At 63.4% G+C, this 11,932-nt stretch carries 11 protein-coding genes; 4 read left to right on the top strand and 7 right to left on the bottom strand.

Annotated features, from left to right (window positions below; translation table 11 throughout):
* Positions 1-118 precede the first annotated feature (118 nt).
* The 4 genes from repC (at position 119) to ACR0NJ_RS19335 (ending at position 2,931) form a co-directional block, all read left to right on the top strand.
* Positions 119-1,318 carry a plasmid replication protein RepC gene (gene repC / locus ACR0NJ_RS19350; RefSeq protein ID WP_480818734.1) on the top strand — a complete coding sequence of 400 codons (1,200 nt, stop codon included), beginning with the start codon at positions 119-121 and terminating at the stop codon, positions 1,316-1,318.
* A 91-nt stretch (positions 1,319-1,409) separates the two neighbouring features.
* Positions 1,410-2,051 (top strand): Crp/Fnr family transcriptional regulator, encoded by a 642-nt coding sequence (locus tag ACR0NJ_RS19345; protein ID WP_480818733.1) that lies wholly within the window; start codon positions 1,410-1,412, stop codon positions 2,049-2,051.
* A gap of 65 nt (positions 2,052-2,116) precedes the next feature.
* On the top strand, positions 2,117-2,317 hold the full coding sequence (locus ACR0NJ_RS19340; RefSeq protein ID WP_480818732.1) for a YgaP family membrane protein: 201 nt from the start codon (positions 2,117-2,119) through the stop codon (positions 2,315-2,317).
* Positions 2,314-2,931 (top strand): rhodanese-like domain-containing protein, encoded by a 618-nt coding sequence (locus ACR0NJ_RS19335; RefSeq protein ID WP_480818731.1) that lies wholly within the window; start codon positions 2,314-2,316, stop codon positions 2,929-2,931. Before ACR0NJ_RS19340 ends, ACR0NJ_RS19335 begins: the two co-directional genes overlap by 4 nt.
* Here ACR0NJ_RS19335 and ACR0NJ_RS19330 read toward each other — a convergent pair.
* The 7 genes from ACR0NJ_RS19330 to ACR0NJ_RS19300 all read right to left on the bottom strand — a co-directional run bounded on the left by ACR0NJ_RS19330 (position 2,928) and on the right by ACR0NJ_RS19300 (position 11,927).
* Positions 2,928-4,415 (bottom strand): TIGR01777 family oxidoreductase, encoded by a 1,488-nt coding sequence (locus ACR0NJ_RS19330; RefSeq protein WP_480818730.1) that lies wholly within the window; start codon positions 4,413-4,415, stop codon positions 2,928-2,930. The two genes, ACR0NJ_RS19335 and ACR0NJ_RS19330, sit on opposite strands and share 4 nt — an antisense overlap.
* An 8-nt stretch (positions 4,416-4,423) precedes the next feature.
* Positions 4,424-5,062: a DUF4166 domain-containing protein gene (locus ACR0NJ_RS19325; protein WP_480818729.1), complete on the bottom strand. Its 639-nt coding sequence runs from the start codon at positions 5,060-5,062 to the stop codon at positions 4,424-4,426.
* A 63-nt stretch (positions 5,063-5,125) separates the two neighbouring features.
* Positions 5,126-5,689 (bottom strand): GbsR/MarR family transcriptional regulator, encoded by a 564-nt coding sequence (locus ACR0NJ_RS19320; RefSeq protein WP_480818728.1) that lies wholly within the window; start codon positions 5,687-5,689, stop codon positions 5,126-5,128.
* A gap of 119 nt (positions 5,690-5,808) precedes the next feature.
* The gene (locus ACR0NJ_RS19315; protein ID WP_480818727.1) at positions 5,809-6,294 is read right to left on the bottom strand and encodes a plastocyanin/azurin family copper-binding protein; all 486 of its coding nucleotides are present in this window, start codon (positions 6,292-6,294) and stop codon (positions 5,809-5,811) included.
* 15 nt (positions 6,295-6,309) lie between these two features.
* The gene (locus tag ACR0NJ_RS19310; protein WP_480818726.1) at positions 6,310-8,517 is read right to left on the bottom strand and encodes a HEAT repeat domain-containing protein; all 2,208 of its coding nucleotides are present in this window, start codon (positions 8,515-8,517) and stop codon (positions 6,310-6,312) included.
* A 144-nt stretch (positions 8,518-8,661) separates the two neighbouring features.
* The gene (locus ACR0NJ_RS19305) at positions 8,662-11,343 is read right to left on the bottom strand and encodes an arsenate reductase (azurin) large subunit (RefSeq protein ID WP_480818725.1); all 2,682 of its coding nucleotides are present in this window, start codon (positions 11,341-11,343) and stop codon (positions 8,662-8,664) included.
* A gap of 14 nt (positions 11,344-11,357) precedes the next feature.
* Entirely contained in the window at positions 11,358-11,927 is a 570-nt protein-coding gene (locus ACR0NJ_RS19300; protein WP_480532654.1) for an arsenate reductase (azurin) small subunit, read from the bottom strand.
* Between the last annotated feature and the right edge of the window lie 5 nt (positions 11,928-11,932).

Genomic DNA, 11,932 nt, shown 5'->3' with positions numbered 1-11,932 from the left:
CGAAGTTCCAAGAGGCCTGAATTGGTGATTTAGCACCTCCGATTCTATGGCTTTGAGTTGACGGTTGTCAACTGGCGTCGAGTCTGGCGGGTGAAAAAGTTTTGTCTCGTGACAGCATATGGAACACATCACAACGACGCCCTTCGGGCGGCGGCCGGTGACGGCTGGCCTGATCGAACAGACAATGGCGATGCAGACCGCGCCAGAGGTCACGCATATCGACAAATGGGACCTGCTGCGCGATCTCTGCACCGCCCGGCGCGCTTTTGAGGTGACGGATCGGGATCTGGCGGTGCTGAATGCGCTGGTCTCGTTCCACCCGAACGCGGCGCTGTCGGACAATGACAGCCTGATCGTCTTCCCGTCGAACGTGGCCCTGTCCGAACGCGCCCATGGCATGGCCGAAAGCACCCTGCGCCGGCATCTGGCGGCGCTGGTGCATGCCGGTTTGATCTCGCGCCATGACAGCCCCAACGGCAAGCGCTATGCCCGCCGGGGCGCGGATGGCGAGATTGCCCGCGCCTTTGGCTTTGACTTGCGCCCGTTGCTGCACAACGCGGCGCACATCACCGAGGCCGCCAAACAGGCCCGCGCCGATCAGGCCCTTCTGGCGGCAGCGCGCGAGAAACTCTCGCTGCTCAAGCGCGATGCGCTGAAACTGGCGCTCTATGGGCAGGAAAACGCCCTGCCCGGCGATTGGGAGGCACTGCTGGCGTCCCTGCTCGAGGCTCACAAGCAGATGCGCCGCAAGCTGGACCTGAGCGATCTGGCCGATCTTGAGCGTCGCACTGTGGATATCCTTACAGATATCCGGTCACTTCTGGCGCTGGAAACAGAAGAAATGAGCGGCAATGACAGTGAATCTGAGCGGCTGTATCAGAATTCAAAACCGGATACTCCTGAATCTGAACCTTGCTTAGAAAAAAGCAAAGGGGGCAACGTCGGGACTGATTCTCAGACCACAGCGCAAGTGGACGGGGCAATTCCGAACATCCCGTTGCCTCTGGTCATCAAGGCCTGCCCGGACATCCTGCCCTATTGCGAGCGCGATCCCCGCGACTGGCGCGATCTGGTCGTGGCCGCTGGCTATGTGCGCGGGATGATGGGCATCAGCCCCTCGGCCTGGCAAGAGGCGCAGGAGGTGATGGGCCCGGCAACCGCCGCCGCCACAGTGGCCTGCATCCTGCAACGGTTCGGCGACATCAACAGTCCCGGCGGCTATCTGCGCGCGCTTGCGGGCAAGGCGGCGCTCGGCGCGTTCTCACCCGGACCTATGGTGATGGCCTTGCTGAACGGATCGAACCGGGCGGCGGCCTGAGTTGACAACTGTCAACTTTGCGCGTGGCCGGGTTTGCCCCGAGGCTCTCCCGCGCCTACATCGACAGGGAAAGCGGCACGGAGATCCGACAGTGACCGACCAGAACTGGAGCACCGCCCTGCTCGACCGGCTGATGGCCGAGGGCACCGATCTGACCATCCCGGACGGGGCCCAACTGTTTGCGCCGGGCGCGTATGGAGAGGTGTTTCTGATCGTCCGCTCAGGCATCGTGCGGGTGGAACAGACCAGCCCGTCGGGGCGGACGGTGGTGCTCTACCGGGTTGGTCCGAACGACAGTTGCGTGATGACGACCTCGTGCATGCTGTCCGACATCCCCTATTCCGGCTTCGGCTATGCCGAGGGCCCGGTCACCGCGCTGGCCATCGGGCGGGACCGGTTCAACACGCTGCTGGCCAAGGATGCCGCGTTTCGGGGGGCGGTTTTCATGGCCTTCTCGCAGCGGATCGTGGAACTCTCCGAGGTGATCGACGACCTTCTGCTGAACCGCATGGATCAGAAACTGGCGCAGTGGCTGTTGGATCAGGGGGCGCAATCGGCCGATATCCACACCACCCATCAGCGCATCGCCTCTGAGCTTGGCAGCGCCCGCGAGGTCATGTCGCGCATCCTCAAGGAGTTCGAGCATCGGGGCTGGGTCCGGCTTGAACGCGGCGTGGTTCACCTGCACGACCGCCCTGCCCTGAGCCGCCACGCGCGATCCGGATCTGTGTGACCTCGTCACATAACCCGGACTTAAAACCTGCGAATCTCGGACAAGATCATCAAGGAGATTCGACCATGCAACTTACCTCTAATGTGGGCTCCATCGACCGGGTTCTGCGGCTGATCCTCGGCAGCGTTCTGATCCTTCTGGCGGTGACCGGAACCATCGGCCTTTGGGGCTGGCTGGGGGTCGTGTTTGTGGTGACGGCGTTTATCAAGTTCTGCCCGATCTATGCGATGCTGGGCCTGTGCACCGACACGCAGGCCAAGCAATGACCCGGCCTGCCCATGCCACCCGGCGCGCGCTTCTGAAACTGGGGGCCGCCAGCGCGCTGGTTGGCCCCGCCTCGGTGGTTGCGGCGGCCAGCCCGATTGAAACCGCTGTTGTTCCGGCGCAGCTGTCCGATCGGCAGCGCACCCCTCTGGGCCTCTACCTGACCCCGCACGAGGCGCACGCGGCCTTGCAGCACGATCCGGATATCCTGTTCGTGGACGTGCGCGACCCGATCGAGATTCCCTTTGTCGGCCATCCCGAAGGGTTGGACCGGATCATTCCGCTGGGCGTCATGACCCATCAGGTTGACCCGGTCGGCGGCCAGTACCGCATGGCCAACAACCCCAATGTGGTGGCCGAGTTCGATGCCTTGCGGGCCGAGAAGGGCAGATCAAAGACGGATGCGATTTTCGTGACCTGCAGGTCGGGCGCGCGCTCGGCGGTGGCGGTGCGGCAACTGGCGGCTGCGGGCTACCAGAATGTCTGGAACCTGATCGAAGGGTTCGAGGGCGACAAGGATGCCAACGGCGTGCGGGCGGTCAATGGCTGGCGCAACGCCGGGCTGCCGTGGGGCTACCACTTGGGTCCCGGCGTTGCGTGGACCGGCGCGACCTAGGCGCGGCGTTCCTTTGGGGTGGCGCTGTTCGGGGCCACCCGCGCGCCGGTGATGGCCGCAAGGGCAAGGGCCAGATCCGGGTGGGTGAAGCGGAACCCGTGGCGCAACAGCTTCGCGGGAACCACTCGCTGACCGCCCAGCAGAGTTTCGCGGCCCATATCTCCGGCGACGGCGGCGATGAGCCAACCAGGTACACGCAACAGGGCTGGGCGGTTCAGCGCATGTGCCAGAGCCTGCGTGAATTCCGCGTTGCGCACCGGGTTCGGGGCAGTAGCGTTGAGCGGCCCGTTGATATCCGGGCGCGACAGGGCAAAGGCGAGGGCGCGGATCAGATCGTCCCGCTCGATCCATGGCATCCATTGCTGGCCGTGCCCCAGTTGACAACCGGCCCCAAATTCGAACGGGGTCAGCAAACGCGCGAGCATCCCGCCCTGCGTGCCCAGCACAAGGCCGATCCGCAAGGTCACGACGCGGACGCTCATCTCGGCAATCGGGTCTGTGGCGCGTTCCCAGTCATCGCAGACCTGATGGATGAAGGCGGGGCAGGGGGCAGCGTCCTCGGTCAGGGTCTCGTCCTGTCTCAGCCCGTACCAGCCGACGGCCGAGCCGTTGATCAGGCAGTCAGGTTTATGTTCGAGCCTGCGGATCAGTGCGCAGAGCGCCTTGGTCATGGCGACCCGCGACTGAATGATGCGGTCCCGTTTCCGGGCGGTCCACAGGCCGTTTGCCACCGGCTCACCCGCCAGATTGACGATTGCATCAAACCGCTCGGTTCGGTCGATCTGATCCAGTGTGGTGATCAGGCGCACCGGATGCGCCAGCGTGTCGCCGTTACGCAGATTGCGGGTCAGGACGGTGACGGGATGGCCTGCGGCGACCAGCGCCTCGACCAGCCGCTGACCGATGAAACCGGTGCCGCCGGTGATCAGCACATGCTGCCGTGGCGCAAGGGGCGCGACCAGAGGGGCCGGGTTGACAGCTGTCAACCGCGCGCTGCGGTTCGCGGCCAGCAGATCGCGGGCGCTGAACAGACCCACGCCAAGGGCGGCGCAGGTGGCCATGACGCTCCAACCGCCATAGCTGACCGGGATCAGGGCCGAAGGCAGGGTGGACCAGTGCCAAAGATACGGCGCGGCCAGCGCAAGGATCGCGCCATAGTTCAAGGCCAGCAGGGTGTGATTGATGCGCTCGCTGGCGGGCAGGCGACGGGTCAGGTCCTCTTCGACGAAATCCCACAGGGTGATCAGCACCTCAAGGGTCAGGATCACGGCCAGAACAAGGGTGAACAGGCCGTGCGGTTCGAACCAACCCAGGCACAGGAAGATCAGCGCGTAAAACGCGTTGCGGATGCCGTGCAGGCGTAGCTCGGTCCTTTGCGACGGCCGCCAGGCCAGCCGCTCGGTGCCTTCGTGATGCACCAGCGTGTCGAACGCGCCCATGGCAATCTGCAGGGCGACGAGGGTCCAGAGAAGGGGGTTGTCCATGGTAAATCCTATCCGTCGTGAAATATGGCGTCCTGCCGGATCAACTCTCCGAACAGGGGGCTGCGCAGGCTGAGTGAAAACAGAAACCGCCCGCCGCCCAGATCGGTGTGGGCGATGGTCAGGGCGCCGGGGCCCAGCCAGCGGGGCAGGCGCAGTTTGCGGCGACCCAGTTGCACAAAGTAGTGGTCGCTAAGAAAGCGGATGCCGCTGCGGTCGGCCTGCACCCGCAGGGCGATGCCGATGCCCGCGCCGATATATTCCTCGATCCCGGTTGGTCCGGCGAACCGTTTCGAGCTGTGGATGACCTGCGGGAACCCGCCCGCGCGACCGTATTGGCGCACCCAGAACTGGCCGCGCCCGGCGCGGTCCTCGGTCACGGTGACAACCGCAGGCTGGCCGATACAGGCGGTGTCAAAGGGCAGGGGGCCGCCCACCAGCCGCGCCAGATGGGCCAACAGGCGGCCCGCCCGTGTCATCCGCATCGTCACCACCTGACCCTGATAGACCACGCTGGCCCCTTGGGTCAGGCAATGGCCAAAGCGGTGCTGCACCGGGCGCGGCAGGGCGGCCCAGGCGGTTGGGCCGATCAGATCGCGAAACCGGGTGTCGGTTTGCGCCAAGTGGGGTGAGAAATTGATCTGTTTCATCTGACGCCTTATGCGTTACGTACTGACATTTCTGTATTGAGAGAAATGACCGGGCAAAATTTTTTACGGCCCGGCCTTCTTGCCCCCGATCTTGAGAAGCGACAGGATTTTGTCCCCCATCTTCATCAGCGCTGACAGGTTCGATTTCGGCACTGACAGCATCTGGTCCGACCACTTGTCCGCCGTGTTCAGAAACTCCTGCATGTTCTGCATCCGCTCCAGCACGACCGGGGACAGGCCGGTTTCGGTCGCCGCCTGCGAGACGCAGATGTCGAGCGCGCGCATGGCGGGGTCGATCTCGCGCTCTTTGCGGCCCTTGGCGATCAGCAGGGCCATGTCCCAGACATCGGTTTCCGCCGCGAAATGCTCGCGCCGGTCGCCGTGGACGGGGACACGGTGGATCAGACGCCACCCGGCCAGTTCCTTGAGCGAGTTCGACACGTTCGAGCGGGCAATGCCCAACTCGTTCGAGATTTGCTCGGCGTTCAGGGGGGCCTCGCTGAGGTACAAGAGCGCATGGATCTGCGCGACCGAGCGGTTTACACCCCACTGGCTGCCCATATCGCCCCAGTACAGGATGAACTTCGCCCGGGCGGTCGAGTCGGATATGTCCGTGATTTCTGTCATGACAGAAATATGAGACAGATTGAGCCGCAGGTCAATCGGGTTTGTGCAGGTGCCCTTGGTTCGGCAGGGCAGGGGCGACCGCAGATGGCAAAATCAGGTGGGCTGTTCGGGCAGGTAGCCTAGCCATTTTCCTTGGTCAGGTGATCGAACAACTCTTCGAAACCGGCCTGTTCGGCCTCGCCCAGCTTGGGCAGATAGGCCTTGGCCTCTTCAAGGTTCGAGCGCGGATCGCCGACCACCAGCAGCATGACCATGCCATGGCGGCCATGCACGCGGCAGCGGATGCCATAGACTCCCTCTTTCTCGAAGGTCACATCCATCTCGGGCTTGCCGCGAATCTCGAAACTGCGGGCCCCGACGGGGATCATGCGGGTGATGGCGGTCACGGTATGCCGCCCGGTCGAGCCCTTGAAGCGCACGGTTGCCCCGGCGGGGACGTGCAGGAACTTGGGTTCGAACCGGAATGCATGAGCGGGGGTGTCGGCGTTCAGGTCGATGATCTGATGCACCACCGCGACCTCGGGGATGTCGTCGGCTTGTGCGGCGGGGCCAAAGGTCATGGCACCCGCCAGAATCGCTGCGGCCAGTTTCAGCGAAGTATTCATCTGTCCCTCCGGGGTTCAGGCCGCCCGAGAGGTTCCCCCCAGCAGATCGGCCAATGCGCTGATCATCACCGGCCATTGCGCGCGGCGGTCTTCGTCGCGCAGTTCGGTCAGCAATTGGCGGCCAATGGACACCACCGCAGGCGCGCTGTCCTTGACATAGGTCACAATCCGCTGCTCGGGGTTGGCCATCAGGAAGGGCACGATGGCCGCACCGGCCTGATCGGGCGCAGTTTCCGACAAGAGCCGCATGGCCGCCTGCCGCACGGGGGCCGAGACGTCATCCAGCAGGCTGCGCGCGACATCCGGCGTGCCGTCCCAGCGGGTCAGGATCTGCATGGCGTCGATGCGGAAGGCGGTATCGCCGGTTTTCACCATCGCCCGCAGCTTGCCGCGCAGGCTGTCCTGCGGCGGCAGATCGGCCTGTTGCAGCAGCCTCAGCGCCTGCAGCGAAAGGGACGAGTCGGTGTGCGACAGGCCCTTGGTGATCAGGTCCACCAGTTGGTCGTGTTCCAATTCCACACCGTTGCGGGTGACGGCGGCGGCCAGCGCCGAGAAGCCCTGTTGCGCGATCTCGGTCTCGGGGTCCTGCGCGATCTGGGCCAGCATGATCTGCATGCCCGGCACCTCGCCCAGCAGGCGGATGGCAGAGAGGCGGGTTTCACGCTCCAGCGCTTCGGCATTGTCATCCAGTGCCACCCGGCGGCGTTTGGGGTGGCGGGTGGCCTTGGCCAGCAGCGCCTGTTCGCGCGGCGTCAGCGGTTGCACCTCATCCTCTTGCGCCTCTTGCGTCATCTCGGCGGCGATGGCGTCGTGACCGAGGATCGCGCCGAGGCTGGAGGTCGGGCCGTTCTCACCGCCGTCCGAGACATCCAGACCGGCCTCTTCCAGCGCGGCGATGTCGGTTTGCGGGGCCTCTTCTTCGGGGGTTTCCTCGGCGGTCACGGGCATCGGGGCCAGCGCGAAGGACAGCAGCAATTCGCGGCCCTGCTGCTGGTTCACATGCGGGCGGTCGGTGCCGGTGACGATTATCGCCAGCGAGGCCACGGCCTTGAGCCGCACCGACCGGAACGGCGCGCGGCAGGCGCGTTGCAGCCATTCCGCCGCCTCGCGCAGGGGCGAGGTCGCCAGCGCGTCGACGATGGCCCATTGGATACGCTCGGCCTTGAGGTCGTCCGCATCGACCGAAAACAGCGCGTTCAGGCGATCCGCCACAAGGTCCGGGGCCAGCGCCGCCAGCAGGCCCAGCGCCTGTGCGGATACCTCGGGCTGTTGGCCGGTGGCCAGGAAATCCAGTACCTGCCAGCGCAGGTCCTCTTGGTCGGTGATCGGCGTGTCGCGGTCCAGCCGATCGAGCAGCGCCAGTTGCACCTTGGCTCCGGGGTCGCGCATCATGCGGTCCAGCAGTTCGGGTTCGGAAAAGCCGGATTGGGTCAGCGCGGCGATGCGAATATCCTCGACCGCATCCGTCAGGGCCTGTTCGACCAGCGCGGGGTCGCTTGGCATCAGCGCCTCATAGGCGATCAGGCGCACGGCCCCGTCCTTGTCGGTGGTGGCTTTGCGCAGGATCGCTTCGGCCTCGGCCCCGCCGATGGTGGCCAGCGTGCGCAGGGCACGGTGGCGCAGGCGGCGGTTTTGGGATTGGGTGAATACGCCCAGCGTCGGTACGGCGGGCTGGCCGATCCGGCCCAGCGCTTCGCAAGCCACATCGCCCAGCTCTTGCCCGTCTTCGTCCATCAGGGCCATGATGATGGGTTCGATCGCGGCCGCGTCGCCCATGCGCCCCAGCGCCTTGATGGCGGCGATCTGGGTGTCCAGCCAGTCGTCCCATTCGTCCTGGTGCAGCTCGTCCTCGTCCCATGTGATGTCCTCGCCGCGTCCGGTGACAAGGGTGCGCAAATAGGGCGCGGCGTCTTCGGATTTCAACTCGGCCAGAGCGGTGACGCAGGCCAGTTTGACCTCGCCGCAAGGGTCGTGGATCAGGTTTTCCAGCAGTTGCGGTGCTGCGTCCTGCACACCCAGCGCGCCCAACGCCTGTGCTGCGTCTTGGCGCACGTCTTCGTCATCGTCCAGCAGCGCCTCGACCAGTGCGGGGCTGTTGGCGGCACCTATCGCCGTCAGGGCCTGAATGGCGCGCAGGCGGATCACGTCATAGTCGGATTTTGCGTAGTCAGCGAACAGGCTGGTGGCCTCATCACGCAGGGCGGTATCGGAATGCATGTTCATATCGGGTCTGCCATGTTTTGCGTTGGGACAGGTTGGGTGAAAGTGGAAGACAGGTTTCCCAACCGAAGCCTGCCTTCCATGTGGTCCTTTCTGCAGTGGGACCAGACCCGAGGGGCGGCATGGCGACCGCCCCCCGGAAAGACATCAGGCGATATCGCGCGGTGCGAAGGACATCGTGCGGAACGAGGTCTTGTAGGGGCTCGGCCCCAGTTTCCGCAGCTTGGCAACGCCCATCTTGTAGTTGTAGTTGCCGCTGATCCAGTCGACGATCCGGCCCTCAAGCGCGTTCGCGGGCTGCTGCATGTGCAGGAAGTCCATGTAAACCACGCTTTTCTTGATGGCGGGCGTGACCATGGCCACGGCGGTGATCGCCGCTTTGGTCAGTTCGATATGCCCGTTCTCCATCAGTTTCGAGAACTGGAAGTCATCGCCTTCCACACCCAGCAGCGTGGTCTTGTTGCCCGGAACACGTTCCGAATAGACCATCACATAGTCGCCGCTTTCGATGCCGCGTTCAGCCGCATCATCGGGGTGGATTTCGACCCAGTTTTCCGGCCAGCGCTGCACGATATACGGGCGGCGGCGGTCGTCGAAACCGGACTGCCAGCGTTCGTTGATCCGACCCGAGGTCGCCCAAAGCTCGCCTTCGTCCTTGTTGGGTTTCAGCCATTCCCAATAGTCCGAGAACAGATTCCACGGCGATTTCTGAATGTTGCACTTGCCGGTCTGACTGTTGAAATGCGTCAGCTTCTTGTTGAACACATCCGCACCAGCCGCACCGGTATCGGGCAGTTCGCGGGTTGTGTCGTGCAGACGCTTGGTTTCAATCAGCGTGACGCCATCGGCATCCAGCATGACCGGGCATTGCACACCGTCGGTGCCGAACTCACGGACCTTCTGGTGCAGGGTCTTGCCCTCTTTCTTGGCCAGACGATGCACCGCGTGGAAGTCCTTGCGCGACCCGCGGGTAAAGCGCACGGCCTCTTCCGCGACTTCGTTTGAGCTCTGCCAATCGAACCCGTCAAAGCCCATCCGCTGTGCCAGTTGCGCTATGATCCACCAGTCAGGTTTCGCTGCACCCGGCGCATCATAGAACTTCTGGTACAGGCGCAGGCGGCGTTCGCCGTTGGCGCGTAAGAAATCCTCTTCGCCCCAGGTCGCTGCGGGGAACACGATGTCGGCGTAACGGTTGCCGATCGGGTCCTGCAGATAGATGTCCTGATTGATCACCACCATGCCGCCGCTGTCGGCACGGGCCTTCAGCGTATCGATCATCTCTTGCTTATCGAAGCTGGCGATCTGGTGCGGGTTGCGGACGGTCAGTTCCTCGAACTTGTCGGCCAGTTGCTGGCTGCCGCACATGGATTGGATCCATGTGGTGCCGATCACGTGGGCCATACGGGTATGACCTGCGATCAGATACCGGTCGGTATCCATGGCGCGGCGACGGCGACCGGGCAGTTTCTCGGGCGATTTGTTGCGCGGGTATTTCCCGCCCTTCACGCCGCCCCGCTGGTGACCACCGGCCCGGCCAATGACCTGACCCGGACGGCCGCCACAGCCACAGATGATGCCCAGAGCGGAAATCGCCTGTGTGTTGCCCGTGTTGTTGGACCAGTAGAACCCTTTCTCGATCATGACCGAGGTTTTGGGCCGGGTGCCATCTGCCTTGGGTTTGGCCAGCCATTCGGCGGCAGTATAGATTTTCTGCACGTCGATTTCGGCCATGGCGGCTGCGTTCTCGGGCGAGAACTCGTCCTGCGACAGCAGCCACTCTTTCCAGTCTTCAAAGCCTTTGGTCTGGAACTTGCCCCAGGTTGTGCGCCACTGCCATGGCGTGTTCCGGGTGCCCTGACCGAAGCCGGACGAGCTTTCCCACTTGTTGTTGACCCATTTCTTGATCCAGTCGCTGTCTTCCCAGCCATTTTCCACGATGACGCGGGCAATGGCATTGACAACCAGCAGGTCGGTGCCGGGCAGAACGTCGATATGCAGGCCACCCATCTTCTCGGCATGGGCCACACCGGCAGACCGGCGCGGGATCAGGTAGATTTCCTTCTGACCGTTCTGCATCCCCTTCATCATCCACTGGGTATAGAGGATGGTCTTGGTCTCATACGGGTCAGTGCCGCAGACCAGAAGGGTTTCCGCATCCCGCCAGTCTTCATAAGACGGACCAAAGTTGTCGAAACCCGCATCCCGGAAACCGGGGGTCGAGGTCACGTCGGACGGCGTGTCGTGGAAGGTGAAGTTCGCGGTGTTGATATGGCGCAGCGCGTATTTCGAGATCGCATAGGTGTTCTCGATATACTGATAGCTGAAGGTTTTCACGCCATAGGCATTGGTGCCGTGCTTGGCGATGACGTGGTTGCCCACCTCAGCCGCCACATCCAGCGCCAGATCCCACGGAACCGGCATCAGCGTGCCATAGATCCGCATCAGCGGTGTCTTCAGACGGTCGCGTGTCGGTGTCTGCGGGTTATAGCATTTCTGCGCGATACACCCGCCCCGTAAGGAACTGTCGCCGTCGGTGTTGACGTATTGCGTGTCCTTGTCAGGAATGATCACCACATGGTGCGGTTGGCCTTTGTGCAGAACGATATTGTGCTGGTTCGGCGCGACCCATGCACCCAAAGGTGCAACGGGGAAATCCTCGCCAAAGGCGTTTTCGTCCGCGGTGGGGCCACCGGGTTTGGCCGTCACGGGCCAGCGGTAGACTTTGTAACCACAGGCCACAATGCAATAGTCGCAGGCGGTCGAGATGACCTCGGCGCCTTTGGGCGGCAGCGGGACGTTGGTTTCGGGTACGTAATACGGGGTTGCCATGTTTCCGTTTCCCCTTATGCAATCAGGTTGTCGTAGCGGCCGTAGATCAGGCCGAACATGCCAACGGCGTAGATGTCATCACCGTCCAGTTCCAAAAGGACCTGCGGCAGCGACTGATAGGCCTGCCCCGAGACGAGGATGCCGTGCCGTGTCACGTCATAGGTGGACAGGTGCAGCGGGCACGGGCCCAGCACCTTATGTTCAGGCTTGTAGCTGTCATACATCGACCCGCCCTGGTGGGTGCAGGTGAGGTTGAAGGCCACAACATCCTTTTGCGGGCCGATGCCGCCGCCGCTTTCCACGCCGGTTTTCACAAGGATCGAGTCCGAATAGTCACCCTCATCGGGGTAATAGAACTCTACGGGCACATCCTGTTCCAGTTCGGACAGTTTGCCGATCAGCTTGCGCGGATAGGTGGACACAAGGGCAGGAACCTGTTCGGCCTGACCGTGGCGGGTGGGCATGGCCACCATCACGGCAAAGGTTGTTGCGCCCGAGGCGAACAGGAACTGGCGGCGGTTCACGGTGCAGGCCTTCTTGGCCTCACCCGTACAACTGCATCCGGTTGCGTTATGATCTTTCATGACGC

This window comes from Ruegeria sp. F11, assembly GCF_056533855.1.
This window is presented reverse-complemented; position numbering and strand designations above follow the sequence as displayed.